General features: G+C 68.7%; 19 protein-coding genes. 10 read left to right on the forward strand and 9 right to left on the reverse strand.

Annotated elements, in window-relative coordinates:
* Positions 1–33: 33 nt before the first annotated feature.
* Positions 34–1,041: an AraC family transcriptional regulator gene (locus ACWC2B_RS29270; RefSeq protein WP_450721768.1), complete on the reverse strand. Its 1,008-nt coding sequence runs from the start codon at positions 1,039–1,041 to the stop codon at positions 34–36.
* 94 nt (positions 1,042–1,135) lie between these two features.
* On the opposite strand from ACWC2B_RS29270, the gene ACWC2B_RS29275 reads away from it, so the two are divergent.
* Positions 1,136–3,025, forward strand: coding sequence for an AMP-dependent synthetase/ligase (locus tag ACWC2B_RS29275; RefSeq protein WP_450721770.1), 1,890 nt, complete (start codon positions 1,136–1,138; stop codon positions 3,023–3,025).
* Positions 3,026–3,250: 225 nt separating this feature from the next.
* Here ACWC2B_RS29275 and ACWC2B_RS29280 read toward each other — a convergent pair whose 3' ends face one another.
* Positions 3,251–3,454 (reverse strand): cold-shock protein, encoded by a 204-nt coding sequence (locus ACWC2B_RS29280; protein WP_003967102.1) that lies wholly within the window; start codon positions 3,452–3,454, stop codon positions 3,251–3,253.
* A gap of 375 nt (positions 3,455–3,829) precedes the next feature.
* Between ACWC2B_RS29280 and ACWC2B_RS29285 the strand changes: the two genes are divergently transcribed.
* On the forward strand, positions 3,830–4,696 hold the full coding sequence (locus tag ACWC2B_RS29285; RefSeq protein ID WP_450721772.1) for a menaquinone biosynthetic enzyme MqnA/MqnD family protein: 867 nt from the start codon (positions 3,830–3,832) through the stop codon (positions 4,694–4,696).
* A gap of 100 nt (positions 4,697–4,796) precedes the next feature.
* Here the strand turns inward: ACWC2B_RS29285 and ACWC2B_RS29290 are convergent, their stop codons facing one another.
* On the reverse strand, positions 4,797–5,858 hold the full coding sequence (locus ACWC2B_RS29290) for an alpha/beta hydrolase (protein ID WP_450721774.1): 1,062 nt from the start codon (positions 5,856–5,858) through the stop codon (positions 4,797–4,799).
* 221 nt (positions 5,859–6,079) lie between these two features.
* Here ACWC2B_RS29290 and ACWC2B_RS29295 point away from each other — a divergent pair, with 221 nt between their 5' ends.
* Entirely contained in the window at positions 6,080–7,981 is a 1,902-nt protein-coding gene (locus ACWC2B_RS29295; RefSeq protein WP_450721901.1) for a serine/threonine-protein kinase, read from the forward strand.
* 136 nt (positions 7,982–8,117) lie between these two features.
* Positions 8,118–12,587 (forward strand): FtsK/SpoIIIE domain-containing protein, encoded by a 4,470-nt coding sequence (locus tag ACWC2B_RS29300; RefSeq protein ID WP_450721776.1) that lies wholly within the window; start codon positions 8,118–8,120, stop codon positions 12,585–12,587.
* A gap of 107 nt (positions 12,588–12,694) precedes the next feature.
* Here ACWC2B_RS29300 and ACWC2B_RS29305 read toward each other — a convergent pair whose 3' ends face one another.
* A complete protein-coding gene (locus ACWC2B_RS29305; RefSeq protein WP_450721778.1) occupies positions 12,695–13,174 on the reverse strand; it encodes a hypothetical protein in 480 nt (159 codons plus the stop codon).
* Between the two features lie 212 nt (positions 13,175–13,386).
* Positions 13,387–13,647, reverse strand: coding sequence for a WXG100 family type VII secretion target (locus tag ACWC2B_RS29310; RefSeq protein ID WP_450721780.1), 261 nt, complete (start codon positions 13,645–13,647; stop codon positions 13,387–13,389).
* Between the two features lie 234 nt (positions 13,648–13,881).
* Here ACWC2B_RS29310 and ACWC2B_RS29315 point away from each other — a divergent pair, with 234 nt between their 5' ends.
* The 5 genes from ACWC2B_RS29315 to ACWC2B_RS29335 all read left to right on the forward strand — a co-directional run bounded on the left by ACWC2B_RS29315 (position 13,882) and on the right by ACWC2B_RS29335 (position 17,787).
* Positions 13,882–14,142: a hypothetical protein gene (locus tag ACWC2B_RS29315; protein WP_450721782.1), complete on the forward strand. Its 261-nt coding sequence runs from the start codon at positions 13,882–13,884 to the stop codon at positions 14,140–14,142.
* Between the two features lie 38 nt (positions 14,143–14,180).
* The gene (locus ACWC2B_RS29320) at positions 14,181–15,011 is read left to right on the forward strand and encodes a hypothetical protein (RefSeq protein WP_450721784.1); all 831 of its coding nucleotides are present in this window, start codon (positions 14,181–14,183) and stop codon (positions 15,009–15,011) included.
* Between the two features lie 12 nt (positions 15,012–15,023).
* Positions 15,024–16,517 (forward strand): PE-PGRS family protein, encoded by a 1,494-nt coding sequence (locus ACWC2B_RS29325; RefSeq protein ID WP_450721786.1) that lies wholly within the window; start codon positions 15,024–15,026, stop codon positions 16,515–16,517.
* Between the two features lie 47 nt (positions 16,518–16,564).
* Positions 16,565–17,140 (forward strand): hypothetical protein, encoded by a 576-nt coding sequence (locus ACWC2B_RS29330; RefSeq protein ID WP_450721788.1) that lies wholly within the window; start codon positions 16,565–16,567, stop codon positions 17,138–17,140.
* Positions 17,141–17,253: 113 nt separating this feature from the next.
* Positions 17,254–17,787, forward strand: coding sequence for a hypothetical protein (locus ACWC2B_RS29335; protein WP_450721790.1), 534 nt, complete (start codon positions 17,254–17,256; stop codon positions 17,785–17,787).
* 284 nt (positions 17,788–18,071) lie between these two features.
* Here the strand turns inward: ACWC2B_RS29335 and ACWC2B_RS29340 are convergent, their stop codons facing one another.
* The 3 genes from ACWC2B_RS29340 to ACWC2B_RS29350 are packed head-to-tail and all read right to left on the reverse strand — an operon-like array spanning position 18,072 to position 21,075.
* Positions 18,072–18,491: a hypothetical protein gene (locus tag ACWC2B_RS29340; protein ID WP_450721792.1), complete on the reverse strand. Its 420-nt coding sequence runs from the start codon at positions 18,489–18,491 to the stop codon at positions 18,072–18,074.
* A 26-nt stretch (positions 18,492–18,517) separates the two neighbouring features.
* Positions 18,518–18,856 (reverse strand): hypothetical protein, encoded by a 339-nt coding sequence (locus ACWC2B_RS29345; RefSeq protein WP_450721794.1) that lies wholly within the window; start codon positions 18,854–18,856, stop codon positions 18,518–18,520.
* 32 nt (positions 18,857–18,888) lie between these two features.
* Positions 18,889–21,075 (reverse strand): alpha/beta hydrolase, encoded by a 2,187-nt coding sequence (locus ACWC2B_RS29350; protein ID WP_450721796.1) that lies wholly within the window; start codon positions 21,073–21,075, stop codon positions 18,889–18,891.
* Between the two features lie 78 nt (positions 21,076–21,153).
* Between ACWC2B_RS29350 and ACWC2B_RS29355 the strand changes: the two genes are divergently transcribed.
* Positions 21,154–21,402: a hypothetical protein gene (locus ACWC2B_RS29355; protein ID WP_450721798.1), complete on the forward strand. Its 249-nt coding sequence runs from the start codon at positions 21,154–21,156 to the stop codon at positions 21,400–21,402.
* A gap of 50 nt (positions 21,403–21,452) precedes the next feature.
* Here ACWC2B_RS29355 and ACWC2B_RS29360 read toward each other — a convergent pair whose 3' ends face one another.
* Complete coding sequence (locus ACWC2B_RS29360; protein WP_450721800.1) at positions 21,453–22,025, reverse strand: hypothetical protein; 573 nt, start codon at positions 22,023–22,025, stop codon at positions 21,453–21,455.
* Positions 22,026–22,045 lie beyond the last annotated feature (20 nt).

Raw genomic sequence — 22,045 nt, forward strand, 5'->3', positions numbered from 1 at the left:
GGTCGATAGGACTGGGTGAGCTTCTGCTCGCCTTCAGCGGCTCAGCCGGTACGCCCCCGGGGTCGTGCCCGTCCAGCGGCGGAACGCGCGGTGGAAGCTGGTGTCCTCCGAGAAGCCGAGGCGGGCCGCGATCTCCGCGATCGGCTCGCGGCCCTCCGCCAGGCCCGCGATCGCCGCATCGCGCCGTACCGCGTCCTTGAGCTGCTGGAACGACGTGCCCTCCTGCGCGAGGCGGCGGCGCAGGGTCGCCGGGGACATGGCGAGGCGGGCGGCCGTCTCGTCGAGGGTGGGCAGCCGGGGCGAGGCGCGCAGGGCGCCCGCGAGCGCCCGGCCCACCTGCTCGCCCACCGTCGTCCCGTACGCGCGCCGGCTGAGGAGTTCGAAGGGGGAGCGGCGCAGCATCTGGCCGAGGGCCGCCTCGTCGCGTACGAGCGGGGCGGTCAGCCAGTGCGCGTCGAACACCGCCTCCGTGCGGGTGTCCCCGAACCGGACCGGGCAGCCGAAGAGGGACTCGTACTCGTCCTTGTGCGGGGGCGGCGGATAGCCGAAGGCCGCGCGGGTCAGCGGGATGCGGCGGCCCACCAGCCAGCTGCACAGGCGGTGCCAGATGATCACCAGGCACTCGGTCAGGAACCGGTCCTCGTCCTGGCTCGCGAGGTCGTTGCGTACCGCGAACACCGCGTCGGGACCGGTGATGTCGAGGGTGAGGTCGGGGCCGTGCGCGAACAGGCCGTAGAAGGTGGTGCCGCGCCGCATCGCCTCGCCGAGGTCACGGCAGCCGAGCACCGCGTGACACATCATCGCGAAGGTGCCCGGGCGGCTCGGGGCGCCGCCGAGCCCGAGGAACTCGTCCCCGGTCGCCCGGTACAGGGCCCGGAAGAGCTGCGCGAACTGGGCCGGGGTGACCCGCGCCCGGTCGTCCCCGAGCAGCAGCGGGGGGATGCCGGACGCCTGGAGCAGCGGCACGGTGTCGATGCCGTGCCGCTCGGCGCCGCGCAGCACGGCCCGCACGTGGTGCACGGTGATCGTCGGCTTCGCCATGGTCAACGACGTTAGCCGGGTTGAGCGTTGAGGTCAGCCGGGGTGACGTTTCCCGTCATCCCGCGTGGCCGGAGGCCGTACTTACCGTCGGGTCATGAGCCCCCAGAGCCCGCAGAGCCAGGACCAGCGGCCGCGCCCCGAGACGCTCGCCGTGTTCACCGAGTGGGCGGCCGCGCGCCACCCGGACCAGCCGGCCCTCAGGTTCCGCGACGCGGGCGGGGGCTGGGCCTCGGTCACGTACGCCGAACTGCGGGAGACCGTACGCCGCACCGCACGCGGGCTCCTCGCGCTCGGCATCGAGGCCGGCGACCGGGTCGCGATCCTCGCCGAGACCCGCCCCGAGTGGACATACGCGCACTTCGCCTGCCTGGCGGCGGGCGCGGTGGTGGTGCCGGTGTATCCGACGGCGGGCGACGAGGAGGCCACGTGGGTGCTCGCCGACTCCGCGGCGAAGGCGGTCATCTGCGAGGGGCCACAGGAGGCGGCCCGGGTGGAGAAGCTGAGGGAGAAGCTGCCCGAGCTTCACCATGTGCTGCTGATGACGGGGGAGGGGGCGCTCGGTGAGGGCGTGAGGACGGAGGAAGGGGCGTCCGGCGGGTCCCTGATGACCGGGGAGGGGCCGCCGGATCGGGCCGTGATGACGGGGAAGGGGCTGCCGGAGGGGGCCGCGCTGACGGCGGAGGGACTGCCGGATGGGGCCGTCGTGCCGCTCGCGGAGCTTGCAGCTCGGGCCGAGTCCGTTGCGCTCGATGACCTGCTGGCCCGGTCCGCGGCGGTCCGGCCCGGTGACGACGCCGAACTCGTCTACACCTCCGGGACCACCGGCCTGCCCAAGGGCTGCCGGCTCACCCACGGCAACATGGGTGCTGTGCAGGACGCGACCCTGCACCTCATCGAGGGCGGCCCCGGCGACCGCACGTACCTCTACCTGCCGCTCGCGCACCTGCTCGCCCAGCTGATCCAGTTCTCGACGCTGCTCTACGGCGGCGAGCTCTGCTACTTCGGCGGCCGGATCGAGGACGTGGTCGGCGAGCTCTCCGAGGCGCAGCCGACCCATCTCCCGTCCGTACCGCGGCTGTTCGAGAAAGTCTACTCGGTGGTGCGCTCGCTCGCCGAGGCGTCGGAGGGCGGCGGGGACCGGTTCGACGCGGCGGTCGCGATCGGTGTCCTCGCGGCGGACGGGTCGCTTCCGCCCGAGCGGCAGGGGGAGTACGAGGCCGCCGACGCCTCGCTGTTCAGCCTGGTCAGGGCGGCCTTCGGCGGCCGACTGCGCTGGGCGCTCACCGGCGGCGCCCCGATCGACCCGGCGGTCCTGGACTTCCTGCGGGCCTGCGGGATCCGGGTCTTCGAGGGGTACGGGATGACCGAGTCCGCGGGCGTGATCTCGCTCAACCACCCGGGGGCGGTGCGGTACGGGACGGTGGGGCGGCCGATCTCGGGGTGCGAGGTGAAGATCGCGCACGACGACGAGGTGCTGGCCCGGGGGCCGATGATCTTCCCCGGGTACCACGAGAACGCCCTGGGCACGGCGGAGGCGCTGGACGCGGACGGGTGGCTGCACACGGGGGATCTGGGGGCGCTGGACGCGGACGGTTACCTGACGATCACCGGCCGCAAGAAGGACCTGATCATCACGTCCGCCGGGAAGAACCTGACCCCCTCGCACGTGGAGTTGGCCATCGAGCGGGCCCGGGTCGTCTCGCATGCGGTCATGGTGGGGGACCGGCGGCCGTATCCGGTTGCGTTGATCACGGTCGATGCGGAGGAGACGGCGGGGCGGAGTGAGGCCGAGGTTCGCGAGATGGTTCGGGCTGCCGTTGAGGCGGCCAATGCGCAGGTGTCCCGGCCTGCGCGGATCCGGGGGTTCGCGGTGCTGCCGCGGGACTTCACGGTGGAGCGGGGCGAGCTGACCCCGACCCTCAAGGTGCGCCGGAAGACGATTCTTGAGCGGTACGCGGCTGAGATCGAGGAGCTTTACGGCTGAGCGGGGTGCGGGGCGGTGCCGGGCAGGGTGCGGGGTGGTTCTCTTTCGGGGGTACCCCCGTCGCGGCGGAGCCGCACGATGTCACAGCCCCGCGCCCCTGGAAGCAATGCCGGGCTTGCTCAGAACGCCCTGCGCGGGAGCACCTGAGGGCAAAGGCAGGAGCCCCGTCCATGTGGACGGGGCTCCTTGGGTACTGCTAAGTCAGCGATCGCCAACCCGGGCAAGTTAGGCCGGGGTGACGTTCTCCGCCTGCGGGCCCTTCGGGCCCTGAGTGACGTCGAAGTTCACGACCTGGTTCTCCTCCAGGGAGCGGAAACCAGACGCGTTGATCGCGGAGTAGTGGACGAAGACATCCGGGCCGCCGCCGTCCTGGGCGATGAAGCCGAAGCCCTTTTCAGCGTTGAACCACTTCACGGTTCCGGTAGCCATAAGCCCTCCTTGGGCCAAAGGGTTGCCCTGCTCCAGAACCTGCAAACAAGTCTGAAAACTACAAAAGCCTGCGGGTTACATGCTCCGCAGGCTCTGTACTGCAAGGGAAACCAAACTGCAACTTGCGCTGAGCGTAGCACGCAGCTCAGGTGCTGCGGTAGAGGGAAAGATCACCCCGTCCGGACGTTTGACCGGGGCCTGAGCAGCTGATCAAGCGTCCCCGCCAGGCACCACGAGCGACGCTCCCGAGGCGTCCCGTACGGCCCGGCCGGCACACCCCCCCGCAGCACTCCCGCTGCACCCCCGGCAGGGCCGGGCAGAGCCTGCCGAGGGCCCGGCGCAGTCCACGGATTGGGACGGGGCTAGCCTCGGCATGTGGACAATTCAACCAGCCCCCAGCACCACGGCGGCCGGCCGCGCGTCGGTCACATCCAGTTCCTCAACTGCCTGCCCCTGTACTGGGGCCTGGCACGGACGGGGACGCTGCTCGACCTGGAGCTGACCAAGGACAGCCCCGAGAAGCTCAGCGAGCAGCTGGTGAACGGTGACCTGGACATCGCGCCGATCACCCTCGTGGAGTTCCTGCGCAACGCCGACGACCTGGTCGCCTTCCCCGACATCGCGGTCGGCTGCGACGGGCCGGTCATGTCCTGCGTGATCGTCTCGCAGCGTCCCCTGGAGGACCTGGACCGGGCGCGGGTCGCGCTCGGGTCCACCTCGCGGACCTCCGTACGCCTGGCGCAGCTGCTGCTCGCCGAGCGGTACCGGGTGACCCCCGACTACTACACGTGCCCGCCCGACCTCGGCCTGATGATGCGCGAGGCGGACGCGGCCGTGCTGATCGGGGACGCCGCGCTGCGGGCCTCGCTGCACGACGCCCCGCGGCTCGGGCTCCAGGTCCACGACCTGGGTGCGATGTGGAAGGAGTGGACGGGGCTGCCGTTCGTCTTCGCCGTGTGGGCGGCCCGCAAGGACTACCTGGCCCGCGAGCCCCACCTCGTACAGCAGGTGCACGAGGCGTTCCTCGCGTCCCGGGACCTCTCCCTGGAGGAGGTCGGCAAGGTGGCGGAGCAGGCCGCGCGCTGGGAGGTGTTCGACGCGGAACTCCTGGAGCGCTACTTCACGACGCTCGACTTCCGCTTCGGGGCCCAACAGCTCGAAGGCGTGCGGGAGTTCGCCCGGCGGACGGGTCCTACCACCGGCTTCCCCGCAGATGTGAATGTGGAGCTGCTGGCTCCGTAAGGAACGGCAGAACGCAAAGAACGGCAGAACGCAAAGAACGCCAGGACGCGAAGAACTTCAGATCGTTCAGGGCTTCAGTGCGCTCAGGGCTTCGGAGCGTTCAGGAGGAGGGGACCGGGGCCAGCATCTGCTTGCTGATCCACTCCATGGTGCCCTCGCCCATGCCCTTCACGTAGGTGTGGGCGTTGTGGGTGCCGCCCTCGATCAGCTGGAGGCGGGTCTTCACCGGGCCCTTGCCGTACGTGTCGATGAACTTCTTCACGTTCGTCACGACGACGCCCTCCTTCGTGCCCACCTGGAAGGCGAGGGCGACCTCGGGGCCCTTCTTGTCGATCAGCTCCTGGGCCAGCTTCTCCGGGTTGTTCGCCTGCTTCTCGGCCTCGTGGCCGGCCCACAGCGGGGAGTCCGGCACGGTGTCCGGGCCCGAGGCGATCGCGGCCTTGAACAGGTCGGGCCGCTTGAGCACCGACTTCAGGCCGACGAAGCCGCCCGACGAGGAGCCCATGAAGGCCCAGCCGTCACGGGACTTGAAGGTACGGAAGTTGGCCCGCACCAGGTCCGGCACGTCCTCGGTCATCCAGGTGCCCATCTTCGGCTGGCCCGGGATGTCGCTGCCGTCGTAGTAGTGCTTGGCGTCCGGGTTGAGTACCGGCATGACGACGATGAACGGCAGGCTCTTGCCGGTCTTGGACCACTCGCTGATGCTGCTCTGCAGTTTGAGGTCGGTGCCCATCCAGTAGTTCTTGGGGTAGCCGTTCCCTCCGGGCAGCGCGATGAGCACCGGGAAGCCGCTGTTCTTGTACTTCTCGTCGAAGTACTGCTTCGGTGCCCACACCCATACCTTGCCCGTGAACCCGGACTTGGCGCCCTTGAGCGTGGTCACGCCGATCTTGGTGCCGTCGTCGAGGGAGCTCTGCGTGGTGAACTCGGCCTTGGGGCCGGTCGGCAGGAGCGTCTGCGCGGCCGCGCCGTTCTTCTCGGAGGCGTCGTCGTCCTTCTTCCCGCCCTGCGCCGAGGCGCCCGACGACGGACCGCCCGACGAAGGGCTGGTCGGCCCCGAGTCGAAGCTGACCGGCTTGCCCTCTTCGGAGCAGCCGGAGACCAGCACGGCCGAGCCGATGACGGCGGCTGCTATCAGAGCGGCAGGGCGGCGACGGTTCATTCGAAGGCTCCGTGATTGTGGGGGTCACGGCGAATTTGCGTGACGTTATGGGCGATTAAGCATGAACTACGCCAATCAAGAGGGCGGAACCCGCCATTCGGTTCGCTCGCGTAAGCATCGGATCAGTCTCGGTTGAGGGTGATCCCGCGCACGTACGGCTCTACGCTGCTGTCCGACCGGCTTGACCAGGTGGGCGTTGGGGGAGCACCGCGATGCAGTCTTTGCAGCCGCTGGAAGCGGGCGAACCGCAGACGATCGGTGCCTATCGGCTGCTCGGCCGGCTCGGGGCGGGCGGCATGGGCCGGGTGTACCTGGGCCGCAGTGCGGGCGGCCGCACGGTCGCCGTCAAGGTCGTGCACCCGCACTTCGCCCTCGACGAACAGTTCCGGGCGCGCTTCAGGCACGAGGTCGAGGCGGCTCGGCGGGTGGGCGGCGACTGGACCGCGCCGGTCCTCGACGCGGACCCGGAAGCGCCGGTTCCGTGGGTGGCGACGGGCTATGTCGCGGGCCCCTCGCTGACCCAGGCCGTCCTGGACCGCGGCCCGCTGCCCGATCATTCGGTACGCGTCCTGGGTGCGGGCCTCGCGGAGGCGCTTGCCGCCGTGCACGCGCTCGGCCTGGTCCACCGCGATGTGAAGCCGTCGAACGTGCTGCTCACCCTCGACGGGCCCCGCCTCATCGACTTCGGCATCGCCCGCGCCACCGACGGCACCGCCTCGCTCACCGCGACCGGCGTCTCCATCGGCTCGCCCGGCTACATGTCGCCCGAGCAGATCCTCGGCCGGGGCGTGACCGGCGCGGCCGACGTCTTCTCGCTGGGCGCGGTCCTCGCGTACGCGGCGACCGGCGAGCCGCCCTTCCCCGGCGACTCCTCGGCGGCCCTCCTCTACAAGGTGGTGCACGAGTCGCCCGAACTGGGCGCGGGCCTCACCGGCGAGCTGCGCGACGCGGTCGGAGCCTGCCTCGCCAAGGACCCGGCCGACCGCCCGGCCCCCGCCGCCCTCGCGGCCCGCCTCGCCCCGGCGGGAGCGGCCGCGCTGGTACGGGACGGCTGGCTGCCGGGCCCGCTGGTGGAGGAGGTCAGCCGGTCCGCGGTGCGCCTGCTCGACCTGGAACCCGGCGAGCCGGTGAGCGGCTCGGGCCCGATCCCGTTCAGCAGCCCGGCGGTCGGGGGCGCGGCGGGGGTGGGTGCCGGGCCGGGGGGAGGCGGCGGCCCCGGTTCCGGCGGCGGCCCCGGTTCCGGCCCGGGGGATTCCGCGAGCCCGGCGTCGGGGCCCGGCTCCGGCTCACCGGCAGGTGCTTTCGGTCCGGCGGGAGTCAGCGGACCCGGGGCCGGCGCGGGTTCGGCAGCCGGCGCCTTCGGCCCGGCGGACGCCTCGTACGGCAGGGATGCGGCTCCGGCGGACGCTTCGTACGGCGGGGACGCGGCCCCGTATCCCGGCCCGCGCACACCTCCGCCGCCCACCGCCCCGCCGCGCCCCGCCGACCGGGGCCCGCGCATGGCCCTCTCCGTCGCGACCGCCGCCGAGCCGGGCGAACGCGGCCAGGGCCGCAAGGTCAGCTGCACGGTGGCCCTCGCGGTGGCGGGCGCGCTGGCCGCCGTCACGGTCGGCGCGGCCTTCCTCTTCGACATGCTCCCGGGCGGCGGCAGCGACGCGAGCAACACGGGCGCGAAGCCGCCGGTTTCCAGCCCGGCGACGGGCAGCGCCGAGTCCCCCGGCTCGCGGCAGCCGACGGCATCGCCGTCCGAGGGTGGTCAACTCGCCGATGTACCAAGCGAGTTCATCGGAACCTGGAAGGGGGTGCTCACCCAGGACAACGGCACCTCGGGGTACGAATACACCGCAGTGATCACCAAGGGCGCGAAGGGCACGGACGTGGTGCGCACGACCACCACCCTCGGCCCGCTCCAGTGCCACGGCATCGGCGCCCTCGACTCGGCCACCGCGAGCGTGCTGCACATCACCGAACGCACCGACCCCTCGAAGCCGGGAACCATCGGCTGCACCGGCGCCACGGCGACGATGACGTACACCCTGCAGCCCGACGGCAAACTCCGCTTCGAGTCACAGGAAGCGGCGGCGGGGCGGCCTACGGCGACGTTGAGCAAGGAGGGTGGCTGAGGACCGCACCGAAGCCTGCCGAAGCGCTGCGGATCTTCCCCCTACCCTCGTTCTCCCCGGGCCGGGGCAGCCATTAGCCTCGGTGGGCCGGTGCGTAGTGACGGGCCGAACGGGGCCTACGGGGAGGAAGACGACCATGCGAGTCCTGGTGACTGTCGTGCAGGAGGGGGTGCCCCCGTACGACGTCATGGTCAACGCCGACGACGACGCGACCGCACGGGATGTCGCGCAGGCCCTGGCAGCGGATCCGGGCGGCGGACCCGGGCAGGCCGGGCAGCCGCATCGCGTCGTGGTGAGCCTGCCCGGCACCGTCCTCGACGCCAGATACGGCGGCCATGGCGCCGAGCCGACTCTGTGGGCCGACGGCCACCGCTGCGAGCCGAATGCCCGGGCCGGCCACGTCCTGCGGGACGGCATGCGGATCTCGGTCGACGACTCCGTAGGCCCACTGCTGCGCAAGGGCGAGCCCATGGGCTGGTTCGAGTTGCGAGTTACCGGAGGCCCAGGCGCGGGGCGGGTCGTTCGGCTCGCAGTCGGCACTGCGACCTTCGGCTCCGCCGCGACCTGCAGCCTGGCGGTCCCCGACCCCGTACTACCGCCTATCGCCGCCCAGGTCACTGTCGATGTCCAGGGCCGAGCCACACTCACTCCGCAGGACGGGCTTGCAGTGCTGCTCGACGACGAATCGGTGGAGCGTGCGCAGGACTGGCCACTTGGCGGTGTCGTACGCGCCGGGGACTCGCTGTTCGTCCTCGACCGGGTCAGCGAACCGGACGCACACCTGTCCGCGACCGGCGAGGGCGGACTCGCCTACAACCGGCCGCCCCGCCTTTCGCCGGTGCGGGCGCGGCCGCGGCTCTTCGTGCCGGTACTGCCGTCCAAGTCCGAACGCGCCCGCTTCCAGATGATCGCGGCGATCACCCCGATGGTCTTCGGCCTGGCCATGTACTTCATCACCAAACAGGTCTACATGCTGCTGTTCTGCGCGATGACCCCGTTGATGATGCTGGGCCAGTGGGTCAGCGACAACCGCGACGGCAAGCAGCGGAACAAGAAGTCCCTCAAGCAGTACAAACAGGATCTCGCCGAGTACGAAGCGGAGTTGGTCCGCCTCGCCAAGGAGGATCAGCGCAACCGCCGGGCCGACAATCCCGACCCGGCCGAGGTGCTGCTCTTCGCTACTGGGCCCCGGCGTCGGCTGTGGGAGCGCCGGCGCACCGACATCGACGTCATGCGGCTGCGGGTGGGCGTCGGAAGTCTGCCCGCAGACATCGAACTCGCCCATGGCCAAGGCGCGGCCTACGGCGAGGAAAAGCCCGCCCCGCCGACCCTGACCGACGTGCCGGTCATTCTGTCGTTCCCCGAACTCGGCGTCATCGGCGTCTCCGGCGACCGGCCGCGCGCGCTTGCCACCGCTCACTGGCTCACGGTCCAGGCCGCCGTGCTGCACAGCCCCCGCGACCTCTCACTCGTACTTCTGTCGGCCTCGCTGCAATCCGGAGCGGACTGGGGCTGGGCGCACTGGCTTCCGCACGCCGTGCCGCAGCAGGGCCAGGACTGTGTCGCTCTGGTCGGCTCCGACAACGAAACCGTCGCTCGCCGCGTGAACGAGCTCCTCAACGAGCTGGCCCGGCGCAAGGCCGCCAAGGAGAGCTCGGGCACCATGATGAGCGGCTCCCCCGGCGGCGAGCCGCACGTTCTGCTCGTCCTCGACGGGGCGCGGCTGCTCCGCCGCATGCCCGGCGTCCCCCAACTCCTACAGGAGGGGCCGCAGTACGGGATCTTCGCTCTCTGCCTCGACGAGGACGACCGGCTGCTTCCCGAGGAGTGCAAGGCAGTCGTGTGCTGGACTCCGCAGTCGCCCGGTCACGTTCGGCTGCGAGGCTCGGGTCTCGAAGCCCTCGGCGAGGTCCTCGCGGACCAAGTCGGCTCCGACTGGTGCGAGTTGCTTGCCCGCTCCCTCGCCCCTGTACGCGACGTCAGCCGCGACGACGCCGGTGGTGCTCTGCCCACGGCGGCCCGGCTGCTCAGCCTGTTGGGGATGCCGGACCCGACGGGCGCCGACATCGAGCGGGTCTGGCGGGCCGGCGGCTCGACCACCGAGGCCCCCATCGGCATCGCAGCCGACGGCACCTTCACCCTGGACATCCGCAGAGACGGCCCGCACGCGCTGGTCGCAGGCACCACCGGGGCCGGCAAGTCTGAACTCCTTCAGACGATCATTGCTTCGCTGGCCGTCGCCAATCGCCCGGACGCCCTCAACTTCGTACTCATCGACTACAAGGGCGGCAGCGCCTTCATGGACTGCGCCCGGCTCCCGCACACCGTCGGCATGGTCAGCGACCTCGACGCGCACCTCACCGAGCGGGCCCTCGCCTCGCTCGCCGCCGAGCTGCACCACCGCGAAACGATCCTCTTCAACACCGGCACCAAGGACATCGAGGACTACAACGACACCCGCAAGTTCCGGCCCGATCTTGAGCCGATGCCACGACTCGTCCTGGTCATCGACGAGTTCGCCTCGCTTGTCGCCGAGCTCCCCGACTTCATCGCGGGACTCGTCGACATCGCCCGCCGAGGCCGCTCGCTCGGCGTTCACCTGGTGCTCGCGACCCAGCGTCCGGCCGGTGTGGTCAGCGCCGACATCCGGGCCAACACCAACCTGCGCATCGCGCTGCGCGTGACCGACGGCACCGAGTCCATGGACGTCATCGACGCCGCGGACGCCGGCGCCATCGCCAAGTCCACCCCCGGCCGCGCCTATGTCCGCTCCGGCGCCCAGTCCCTGGTCGGCGTGCAGTCCGCGCGCATCGGTGGCCGCCGCCCGGCGACGGGAAAGAGCGGCCCGAAGGCGACGCTCTCGCCTCTGCCCTGGGCGTCGTTCAGCCGCCCCCTGCCGAAATCGGCGGAGGCGGACGACGACGGCACGATGGCCACCGACCTCGCCGTGCTTGTCGACGCCATCCGCAACGGCTCGGAGAAGATGGGCTTCCCCTCACCCCGCAGCCCATGGCTGCCGCCGCTGCCGGAGCACGTCACCCTCGAAACACTCGCCTCCGTGACCGGCCCCGCGCCCGCCCACGGCGATGTCCCGCCCATCGGGTACGCCCTGACCGACCTGCCCGCACAGCAGGCCCGCAAGAGCTTTGCCCTCGACCTCGTCGAAGGTGAACACACCATGCTGGCCGGCGGCGCCCGCTCCGGACGCTCGACGGCTCTGCGCACCCTCGCCGGCTCGCTGGCCAGGACCGCCTCCCCGCGTGACGTACACGTCTACGCGATCGACTGCGGCTCCAACGCGCTGCTGCCCCTGGTGCGGCTGCCGCATGTCGGAGCGGTGGTCAACCGCGACGAACCCGATCGCCTACGCCGTCTCCTCGACCGGCTGCTCGCCGAGATCAGCAGGCGCCAGCAACTCCTCGCCATGGAAGGCGCGTCCAGCACCGCCGAGCAGCGATCCTCGGCCGCGCCGGACGAACGGTTGCCCTGGATGGTGCTTCTCCTCGACAGCTGGGAGGGGTTCGTCTCCACCTTCGAGAACTACAACTACGGCCAACTTCTCGAAATGGCCCAGCGGATCTTCCGGGAGGGTTCGGCCGTCGGCCTGAAGGTGGTCATGACCGCCGACCGCACGGGCTTCAGCGGCATGGTCGCCTCCGCCTTCCAGGACCGACTGGTCATGCGGTTCGCCGACCCCAACGACTACTCCATGGCGGGGCTGCAGCCGCGCGAGGTGCCCAAGAACATGCCGCCCGGACGCGCCCTGCGGATCACCGACACCGGCGTCGAGGAGACCCAGATCGCCCTCCTCGACGAGGACCCGGGCGGGCAGGCGCAGGTGCGGATGCTCCGCGAGATCGCCGAGCAGGCGCAGGCGACCCACGGCCGCCCGCCCGCCCGCTTCCGCCCGATGCGGGTGGACGCGCTTCCGGCCCGGATCACGGCCGATCAGGCGATGGCGCTGGACCCCGACTTCGTGGTGCCCTCGAAGTTGTGGGCGCTGCTGGCGGTCGGGGGCGACGAACTCGCACCGGTCGGCATCGACTTGGAGGAGTCGGGCCCCGGCTTCGTCATCGGCGGCCCGCCCAAGTCCGGCCGCTCCATGACCCTGATGTGCGCGGCGGAGTCACTGTTGGCCCGGGGTACCCCGGTGGTCCTGGTCACACCACGCCGCTCTCCCCTTCGGGACCTAGAGGGTCGTGAGGGTGTGCTCGGCGTCCTCGACGCGGAGGCGAGGGAGGACGACCTTGAGGAGCTCTTGGAGAAGGCGGACGGCCGCCCGTACGTGGTCCTGGCGGACGACGCCGAACTGCTCTACGACACCCGGCTCGACGAGGCCTTGGAGGCCCTCATCCGCAAGGGCGCCGACGGCGGCCTCGGCCTCATAGCGGCCGGTACGTCGGACAGCCTGGCCTCCCAGTACCGCGGCTTCGTCACCGCGGCCCGAAAGTCACGCAACGGCCTGCTTCTCAACCCCCAGAACTCCCAGGAGGGTGATCTGTTCAGCATCCGGCTCCCCTCGAACACCGGCAGCGGCCAGCCCGGCAGCGGACTGCTGGTGTCCGGCGGGGCGTTCCGGCCGGTTCAGGGGGTTATGCGGGGGTGAGCCCCGTCCGCCGGGGCCGCCCCGCTGCCGGCCACCGCGTAGGCCCGCCGCCACCCCGTCGTGGGGTGCGGATCGTGCGACGGGGCTGAAGGGCCCTGCGACGTCCTTTACTTCGATCCGTACACCAGGACCTTGACCTGTGGGGCGAAGGTGTCGACGGCGATCTGGAGCCGCCCAGGGTGAAGCCTCCAGAGGGAGATGGCACGGCTGGACAGCATGAGGTCGTACTCGACGTGGGGTGCCAGCGAGGCGGACTTCTCCGGGGTCAGGCCGGTGTTCGGGCCCGGCAGCGCGGGCGCACCCGCCCGGCGGCGTGCACCGATGTGGTTAATCCCCTGGCCCGCTGTGTGCAGTCGCCAGATGACCAGCGCCTCGATGTCGGTCCAGGGCACGAACGCGGTGTGGGCCTTGTGTCGGACGGGGGTGCCGCCCAGGAGCACGCCTTCGGCGTCGACGCGGAACGCGACCAGGCGCTGCCAGCCGTAGCCGGCGATGAGCTGGATCGGAGTGCGGGTGAAGTGGACCTCGTACGGTTCACGCTGTAGGCGGAGCAGATCCGCGTCGCTCATGTTGTCAACGTTTTCCATGCCGCCCCTTTTGGAGAACTTGTGCACGTCAAGGTCGGATTCATTCACAGGGATCCGTCTTAGTGACCCCTTCAGAACCGGCTCATGGGGATTGGCCGTCTTCGTCACGGGAGTGCGGGGTCCTCCGAGCGGAAGGCCAGGAAAGCCGCGGGGGCGTCCACCGATGGTGGACGCCCCCGCGATGTTGCACGATCCGGCTGTAGCGGTGCGGATCAGGTGGCGCGCTCGATGTTGTCGGCGCTGGTGGACGCGGACTTCTGCGCGTCGTGCAGCGTGTCGACCCACTTCGAGAAGGTGCCCCGGGCGTCCTCCCAGTCCTTACGGAACTGGTCCGACTTGGGGCCCTTCCAGTAGCCGTGGCTGCCCGACGTCGACGAGTTCAGGTGGTTGATGAGCGTCTGCAGGTCACCTGCGCTCTTGCCGAAGAGCTTTGCCAGGTCCCTGAGTTCCTTGAGAGATGCGCCGCGCTCCATCGAATTCCTCCCCGTGTCACTTCTCACTGGCCAAACAGAAAATCACTCTGGTACCAGGCGACGCTATCGCACCACGCGCGGTTCCCGCACAGGCTGGTCCCTCGCGAGATTGCACCGTCTCGTACGCGAACCGCTCCTCCCTGTCTGGCAGTGAGGGAATGGGGCAGCGGCCCCGTGCTTTGCCGAACCTTGAGGGTATGCTGGGGCGCCCATGTGACAGCGGGGGAGGCTGCTATGGCAAATCCGGACATTCAAGAACTCAACAACCGTGCATCGGCGTTGCGATCGCTGGCCGATCATGTCGAGTCCCTGATGGACGCGCCCCGCACCCACAGCACCACCACCATGAAGGCGTGGGCCGGACCCAATGCCACTGAAGTCCGGGGCAAGTTGAACAGTTGGCGCACCACGTGTTCCACGGTGGCCGAGTCGCTGCGTTCCGAAGCCCGGCAGGCCAGCCAGGACGCCAAGGATTTGCAGAACCCCAAGAAGTGAGCCGGGCGGCCGCGGCCCCTGGGGAGGAATCGAGAGTCATGCCGTCGTACGACAGTTCCCGCGCCCGCTTCCGGTTGGCGGATCGCCACATCGCCGTCTTCGCCCACCTGGTGGACGGTGCGACGCCGCCCGAAGAGCTGTGGGAGAGCCTGCTCGAACTGCAGCAGATCGGCCTGGTCGGCGAGGAGGGCGAACTCGCACCGCTGCTCCGCGACCTGCTCGGCGCGCTGGCCGACCCCATGGTCCTGATCCAGGTGGAGATCACCGGCGAGCACGGCCCGGTGAACCACGGGGTGGTCGTCGGCCAGGAAGCCGTCGTCTCGCACGACGGCTGGCCCGGAGACGAGGAGTCCGAGTACGTCTCCATCGAGCCGAGCACCCTGGTCTGGGAGCTCGCCCGCAAGGTCAATCTCCACCGAGGGGAGCCGGTGGAGGCGCCGGCGACCGCTCGCATCGAGACGACGATGGGCGCCCTCGACGCGGCGTTCGTCGCCCTCGGTGAGGCGGCCGGTGACGAGGCCGCGGCCCGCGACCTGACCCGCAAGGCCCTGGTCGAGACCAGCGGCCTGAGCTCTCCCGAACTGGACCAGTTCCTGGAGCTGGTCATCGCCCTCAACGCCACCTGGCGCATCACCACCGCCTGGGACGGCAAGCACGAGGGTGAGCGCTCCGCCATGATCCGGGCCCTCGCCGCCTGGGACTGCGGCCCGCACGGCTACTGGGTCCGCGAAAAGCCCGAAGAGCCCATCATGCCGGGCCAGGTGAGCCCGGAAAGCCCCCTGGCCCTGGCGTGGACGACGCCCGGTGACATCTGGGACAAGGTCGCGGACCTGCTCCCGGACAGGGACGACCTGATCGACGAGGCGTAGGGGCGGGAGTTCATGGGAAGGGCGGGGAGCACCGGGAACGCTGGGGACCAGAGGACCCTAAACCCGGGTGATCTGGACCAGTTGGCGAAGTTGCTCGACGGCAGGGGCGGCGTCCAGGACAAGATCGACGAAGCCTTCACCAGGGCGTCGAACCTGGGTGTGAGCAGCAAGGTCTCTGCGCTGAAGCCGATGCGGTCCTGGGTGACGACCACGGCACCGGACCTGCGCAGGCGCGCCGCGATCGGGCGCCTGGAAGATGGTGACCCGGAGGCCGGGGCAAAGTGGGCGGGGTTCGACGCCAAGGACCTGGCCAAGGGCGTGCTCATCTACAAGGCGCCGGACGTCCTGCTGCTGGCCAACGCCGTCGCCAGCAGTGACAACCCGGACCCGGCGTTCCAGCGCAAGTCACGGGAGTCCCTCGACGACTGGGTCGACCGCCTGCGCGCCCACGCCTTCGCCTCGATCCCGGCGCTCAAGCCGTACGAGAAGGACATCGAGAAATTTCTCGGTACGTACGGGGACGTTACGGGTTTCATGTCGCATGGAGGGTCGGCGACATTCCACGCCGGCAATCTCACCAGGATTCTGGTGGGGAACTCGATCGCTGAGGGCGGGTGGGCGAACGGGGCGAAGATGTATTTCGCCGGGAGGCTTCAATCGGTACCGGGAGGCATTCCCTACGCCTCGGCGAAGATGGCCGAATGGGGGCAGAGGCTGGAAACATGGACGCCACCCATTCGCTCGCTCGCCGCGCCCGGGACCTGGTTGCCCAGCAAGCTGGGCGCGCTGGCTTCGGGAAGTGCCGCCTACCAGGACGCCTCTCAGATTCCCACGGTCAGCGGCTACCTGGGCACCCGAATAGGCATGGGAATGGACTGGGTGCGGCGCAGTGGCCTCATGACCGCGCCCCGGCTGTTCGGCATCTCAGGAAACTCGGCCATCGACTTCCTGGTCGGATCCGACCGGCTCGCCAAGATGTACGGCGGCCTCACGCACTCGGGGCAGATTCCCGGGCGTGCTGCCAATGCCAGCCTGTGGAAGGTGACCAGGAACGCCGCAGCCGATGCCCGGCTGTTCGGCAACGGGCGGTGGGCTGCGCTCGGAAAGGGGCTCAACACGGCTGGTAAGGCAGGCGGTTTCCTCCGCGGCGCCGGTGTCGTGGGCGGTGTCTTCTCCACCGTCTACAGCGGGGCCAACGTCTGGGCACAGGGAAACCCGGCCTCGCACTTCACGGACCGCGAGCACGGCGCCAAGTACGTCGCCGACGTCGCCGAGGTCGGCTTCAATGCCTCCCTCACCGCGGCGACGGTCGCCCCTAACCCCTTCACGCTCGGGGCAGTCGCCGTCACTGGAGCAGTCTGGGCCGGTGCGAAGGTGGTCGAGCACTGGGACGACATCAAGGACGGGGCCGGAAAGGCTGCCGACTGGGTCGGTGACAAGGCCAAGGGGCTCGCGAGCGGGGCGAAGAACCTGGCGAAGAAGGCCAACCCGATGAACTGGTTCTGACCGCGGAACCTGCTGAGCACATGGATACAGGAGAGGGAGACGTCTGTATGGGCGACTTCGAGTTCGAATTCGAGCCGCTGCGTGAAGATCGGGTCAGGGGCTATCGTGGCGTGGCCGGGCCGTTCGGCAGCGTCGAGGTCACCAGGGTTCTCGGCGCACCGGGGCAGACTCCCAGCCGTCAGGTGATTCTTGACGGAGCCCATTTTCCGGAAGCCATGTTCAGCGGAGGCGCGGGCGTGCTGCCGTCTTTGGACGGGGGCTGGCTGCGGGTGGACGGGACCGTCGTCGACATGGACCTGAAGATCAAAGGGATCCGAAAGGGGTCCCGATGGCTGGAGTTGACCCTCCGCGACCGCCCCTACGCGTACACCGTTACGGGTAGCTCCGGGGACGCGCGACTCAGCGGCGACGGTGTCACTATCACGACGACTCGTGGCCGACCAGTACCCATGACCTCCGGGTCCCGGATGGTGAAGGTCGAAGGCGACGCGGACACCACGGACCTGGCGATCGCGCTCGTGCTTGAGAAGGTGGACAGGTCTGCCCTGTCGCTCAGCGGCGCCCTCTTCGCCGCTCCCATGAACGTCCTCTTCGGCCGTTCCCGGGACGAGGGAATGGCGTAGTGGGGACGGGGAATCCTGCGACGGAAGCCCTGAACGGCACCGCAGCGGCATGGCCCACGGCGGTGGCGCAGCCTGGCAAGGGCCGTCGGCGCTGGCCCGTCACGGTCTTGACGTTGGTGCTCACCCCACTGCTCCTGGCCGGGTGCGGATGGCTCGGGCAGCATCCGGGGACGCTGGTCCTGACGCTGTCCATCGTGCCGCTGCTGATCGTGCTGTGCGTGGCCTGGGCACTGTGCGGCCCGGGGCCTGGTGCCGGTGTCGCGGCGTTCGGGTTCGCCTTCGCGCTGTTCGTCGGGCCTGCCATGAACGATTACGTGCTGGACCAGCGGGGCGAGCGGCACCCCGCGACGATCTCGTACGTCGAGACGTACGACCTCAAGCACGGTGAAGGCCACACCTGCTCGGTGGTCCGCACTGACCTCGCCACTTCGCCGACGTACATCGTGGAAGACACCAAGGGCTGCGAGAAGGCCATGGAACCGGGACAGTCAGTCACTCTCGTCGCGGACCCGGACGGCTGGCTCGACTCCCGGTTGAGTACCGACGTCGACGGTGTCTCCGCGGCCATGCTGTGGACCTGCGGCAGCCTGCTCGCCGCGATGGAGGCGGTGATCCTGTACGGGCGTCTGCGCCGCCGACACGGCTGAAGTCGGACGGGAAGCTCTCGATGACGTACGAGGCCCACCAGTAGCCCTTGGCGACGACACCGGGGCTCAGCCGCGACGTTCTTGATGGCCGTGCGGATATCAACCGCAGCGCTCTCCATCGCGTGTCCTGGCGGCGGATGAAACCCAGGCGATCTTCCTGAGGTATGCCCGTTCGCCACGGCGCGGATTGCGGCCTCGTCCTGGCCTGTCACGCGGGACTCATGCCACGCCGAGGCGTGTATGTCTCACTGGCCACGGGCAGCGCTGGACGCGATGGCCCCGCGTCAGCGGGCGGCCTGAGCCGTCGGCGGACCGGCATCGGGTTCGAGGTCACCGGTGAAGGTCAGGGACTGGTTCGACGCGTACAGACGTCCGTTGACCAGACCCTCCTTGAAGACAAGCGCGGACCGGTCGTCGCTGTCGGTGGTTTCCGGGAAGACCTGCCATCCGCGGGCCATCAGCCGGGCCGTGCTGCGCCTCAGCAGTACCTCGTTGGACCGTGTCTCCTCCGGGTCCCACCCGGCAACTCGCACGGAACGTCCGTCGAACTCATCGTCGGGGTACACGGCGCGGGGGGTCGCGTCCTTGATCGCGTCGCGGATCTCGGCGGATACCTGCCGGCGCGCCTGCTCGGAGGGCGATGCCGCGCTGTCTGTCATACCGTCCGCCTTGCCTCTTGCCGTGTTGTCGCTGTTCTCGCTCATCGTCGGGCCTCCGTCTCTCTGGATGCTCAGACCCCGTCCACCACTCCGCTGAAGGAGATGGCGGGTGATTGCACGGCGAAGGAGCCGCCGCCGACATCGAGTTTGGCGGCGTACAGAGAAGGCTCGGCCTCGCCGCGCTGCCGCGCGTCCACCGACCAGCCCGCAGTACGCAGCGCGTCGATGAGCGCGTCGACGAGCTCCTGTACCGGTCGGGTCTCCGACTCGTCGAAGGCGGTGATGGCGACGGCCTCCGCAGCGATGGGCGACGGAAGATTCATCACCGTTGCGTCCTTGAGTACCGCATGCATGACGGCGGTGACTTCCTCGATGAAGCGCGCCCGCGCCTGGTCCGGCCCGTGCCCCATGCTGATTCCCTCCAGTGTTTGGTTGCGACAGCTTAGAACCCGGCGAAGTTGAGGGCCGAATCGAGGACGTCCTTCCCCTTGTGCAGGGCCTTGCTCCCGGTGTCGATCCCAGTGTGGATAATGTCGCCGCCCTTGTCGACCACGGTATTCGTCGCGTGACTGAACGCGGCCACGGCGTCGCCCCCCTTGGTAAGGAACTCGCTCTTGGCGTGGTCCATCGACTTCAGGGCGTCGCCCGCATTGTCGATAACGTGGCCAGGGTGGATGAAGGTATCGCCGACGTCGAGTGCGACGCTTCCACCATCCTTGAAGAGGCTGCCGGCCACTTGCACTCCGTCAGAAGTGATCCTCCTGCCATCCTGCGCGACTTCGGTGGCCATTTCATGGCCGTCCTCCAGCATTTTCTTGCCTCCCGACCGGAGGCCACGGAGGAGTTGGCGCGTATTGTTCTGCAGCCGGTCGAACTCCAGCAGTTTGACAACTGGCCAGCTCACTAGGCCAAGCAGGCCGCGGGAGCCTGTTGCCGCGGTGTTGGCCGCGATCTTTGCGACGAAATCCGGTGCTCCGCGGTCCTTTGCTGCTTTGAATGCCTGCTTGTACGCGACGTCACCCGCCAACTTGTTGATCTCGCCGAACAGTTCATCAGGCTTGACCCGGTCCAGCATGTTGTATTTGTTCAGCACTGAGTTGATCGGCCGGATGACGTCCTTGAACGAGCTTCGGCCGTTGAGGAGCCCTTGGACGATGGGGTCGAGGTCTCCGCCCATCCTGTTGACGACTTCCGGGTCCACTCGATCGTGCAGGAACTTGACCAGCTCACGGGCTTCAGCGGCGCCCGGCATCTCCTGGTCCAGTGTGGTGTGCGTGAAGGTGAGCTGCTTCGTGTCTCCGAAGAGGATCTGCTGCATGTTCGCCAGCGATCCAGTGCCGGCCTTGTAGTAATCCGAGTGTCCCTTGGCGCCGTCGGTGCCCAGTCGTTTGATGTCGGCGAAGTCGGCCGGGTCATCGCCGTGCCCCTGGGTATAGGAGACCGGATCCCCGACTGCCCGCATCGCGAAGAACTTGGTATTCGGCATATGGAAGTCGGCGACCGAGTGAATGTTCGGACCGAGGCCGGGGCTACCCATGAACGTGACGTTGTTGATATTCGTGAGTCCGCTCTGGAGGGCTTTGCTGGTGACCAGAGTCCCGTAGCTATGCGCGAATATGGAAGTCTTCGCGTCCTGCCGGAGGTTGACAGATATGCCCTGCCGGAAGGAATTGAGCTGATGTCCGCCCACGACCGCCTTGGCCGGGTCGACGGAGTCGCCGACCTCCGGAGTGTCGTATCCGAGCCAGCTCACTACCGCCGTCTCCGGCTGCTCAATTCTCTTGGCGTCCTGGATCAGGTTGTATCCGCCTTTGGTGAAGTCATTGAAGTTGTCAAGGCGGTTGGTGATGCCCGGCACCCGGAATGCGACATTCTTGGCGTTTTCCAAGTCGCCTACGACTTCTGCCACCCTTCCGTCCGGGAAGGGGGATGCCTTGGGATCGGCGGTCGAACCGAAATGTGCGTCGAACACCAGGAATTGTCGCGCGACTTCAACGTCCACGATCCTGCCGTTCCCATCCATTGCTTTCTTGAGGCGAGGGTTGAGGAAACTTCGGAGTGTCTCGACACGATCTTTGGTGCGCTTGTAGGCGGGATCGTTGGGAGCCAGTCCTTCGAAGTAGGCGTTCTCCTCGTTGAATTCCTTCTGGATGGATATTCGGTTCGCCGCGAAGCGGACGTTGACGGGAACTCCGTCCAAATTTCCGATGAACGACGGGTCTGCTGCGGCGACTTCGGCCTGCTGCGTGGGGGAGAGCGAGGCGAAGTAGTTCTTGACCGCTGCGGCCTGCTCCTGCGGAGTTCCGTTCTTGTGAGCCGCCAGAACGGCCTTGAGTTCGGCTTCGACCTTCTTCCCGGCCTCGGCGTCCGCGTCTGTCAGAGTGGGGAGGCCGAACTTGCTGAGTGAAGCGAAGGGCGATTCCGAAGGCGTCCTGAGGATGCCCGCCCGATGTCGCAGGTCACGTGCCTCGTCCTCAAGCCAGCGCGCAATCGTGGGCAATTGCGACACCTCGTCGCCAACGTTCAGCGCTGTGGCCCGGCTCTTCAGTTGTGGGATCACCCCGGCCCTGCCGTCGAATGACTTTGCCAGGCGCTCAAGCATGTTCGGATCCGCGTAAACCAACCCCATGATCGAGTACCGTAGCGCCTGAGGCTCGATTGCGGTACACGGTTGACCAGATGTTCTGTCGAAGCGGGGGTATTAGGGATGGCATCACGCGACGCCGCCGATCTGCGGAGGTTGGCCGACGACATCCGGAAGTTGCTCGACGAGCCCATCGCCATCGCGGCGGACCAGAACGTCCCGACGGAGGATCGATGGGCAGGGCCGAATGCGGAACGGATCCGCGGCGAGCTCTCCGGGCGCAAGACGAAGTTGGGCATCATGGCCGACGCGATCGACAAAGAGGCGGCCAATCGGAAGGACCCTGAAGGCGGCAAGAAGGGCCCCAATTGAGCCGCCTGGGCTGACACTTCGGATGATCCAGAGGTCGGATCGTCTCTGGCTCAGCTCTTGTTGTAGTCCGGGTTCCGTAGACAGTCGGTGACCACCTGGGCGACGAGTGTCTGGATCATCTCTCCCGATGCCAGTTTGAAGGGAGAGGTGGATATGATCACAAAGCCATTTCCGCCCTGTTTCTTCGCATATTTAGTCACCTCGCTACCGGCGACGTTCGACGGTCGCTGGGTATCCTCCGTCCACCCCTGACCGCGCAGGTGCTGGAGAACGCCATCGACCAGAGCGACAGGCGTCCGCTTGTCCGACGGGGCACCGGGCAACGAAATATATGACGACGAGGTGCGCTTGCTGGCGTCCTTGCTGTCGATCCAGTCGGGCCCGCCGCAGTTCTCCGTGCCACCCGAATACTCATCAGGCCGGATCCCTGGCATCGTGGCTTTCATGGCGCTCAACACGTCCGGATACAGGGCTTCCATGGCCTGCTGATAAGTGGGCCCCGCCTGGCTCTTGCTGCTGGTCTTCTTGCCCGAGCCGGGGCTCCCTGAAATCGCCGAGCAGCCGCAGGCGGCCAGCGCGATCAGGACGGCCATGGAGATCTTCCGGAGGCTGCGGGTGCCCATCTGATCGTCCTCTGTCTGGT

The organism is Streptomyces sp. NPDC001415 (assembly GCF_053597395.1).

Excerpts from the sequence above, each read along its gene's own strand:
- ACWC2B_RS29315 (WP_450721782.1), top strand. The coding sequence starts at position 13,882 with ATGGCAAATCCGGACATTCAAGAACTCAACAACCGTGCATCGGCGTTG.
- ACWC2B_RS29305 (WP_450721778.1), bottom strand. The coding sequence starts at position 13,174 with ATGGAAAACGTTGACAACATGAGCGACGCGGATCTGCTCCGCCTACAG.
- ACWC2B_RS29275 (WP_450721770.1), top strand. The coding sequence starts at position 1,136 with ATGAGCCCCCAGAGCCCGCAGAGCCAGGACCAGCGGCCGCGCCCCGAG.
- ACWC2B_RS29345 (WP_450721794.1), bottom strand. The coding sequence starts at position 18,856 with ATGGGGCACGGGCCGGACCAGGCGCGGGCGCGCTTCATCGAGGAAGTC.
- ACWC2B_RS29280 (WP_003967102.1), bottom strand. The coding sequence starts at position 3,454 with ATGGCTACCGGAACCGTGAAGTGGTTCAACGCTGAAAAGGGCTTCGGC.
- ACWC2B_RS29270 (WP_450721768.1), bottom strand. The coding sequence starts at position 1,041 with ATGGCGAAGCCGACGATCACCGTGCACCACGTGCGGGCCGTGCTGCGC.
- ACWC2B_RS29330 (WP_450721788.1), top strand. The coding sequence starts at position 16,565 with ATGGGCGACTTCGAGTTCGAATTCGAGCCGCTGCGTGAAGATCGGGTC.
- ACWC2B_RS29340 (WP_450721792.1), bottom strand. The coding sequence starts at position 18,491 with ATGAGCGAGAACAGCGACAACACGGCAAGAGGCAAGGCGGACGGTATG.
- ACWC2B_RS29325 (WP_450721786.1), top strand. The coding sequence starts at position 15,024 with ATGGGAAGGGCGGGGAGCACCGGGAACGCTGGGGACCAGAGGACCCTA.
- ACWC2B_RS29360 (WP_450721800.1), bottom strand. The coding sequence starts at position 22,025 with ATGGGCACCCGCAGCCTCCGGAAGATCTCCATGGCCGTCCTGATCGCG.
- ACWC2B_RS29355 (WP_450721798.1), top strand. The coding sequence starts at position 21,154 with ATGGCATCACGCGACGCCGCCGATCTGCGGAGGTTGGCCGACGACATC.
- ACWC2B_RS29310 (WP_450721780.1), bottom strand. The coding sequence starts at position 13,647 with ATGGAGCGCGGCGCATCTCTCAAGGAACTCAGGGACCTGGCAAAGCTC.
- ACWC2B_RS29320 (WP_450721784.1), top strand. The coding sequence starts at position 14,181 with ATGCCGTCGTACGACAGTTCCCGCGCCCGCTTCCGGTTGGCGGATCGC.
- ACWC2B_RS29300 (WP_450721776.1), top strand. The coding sequence starts at position 8,118 with ATGCGAGTCCTGGTGACTGTCGTGCAGGAGGGGGTGCCCCCGTACGAC.
- ACWC2B_RS29290 (WP_450721774.1), bottom strand. The coding sequence starts at position 5,858 with ATGAACCGTCGCCGCCCTGCCGCTCTGATAGCAGCCGCCGTCATCGGC.
- ACWC2B_RS29350 (WP_450721796.1), bottom strand. The coding sequence starts at position 21,075 with ATGGGGTTGGTTTACGCGGATCCGAACATGCTTGAGCGCCTGGCAAAG.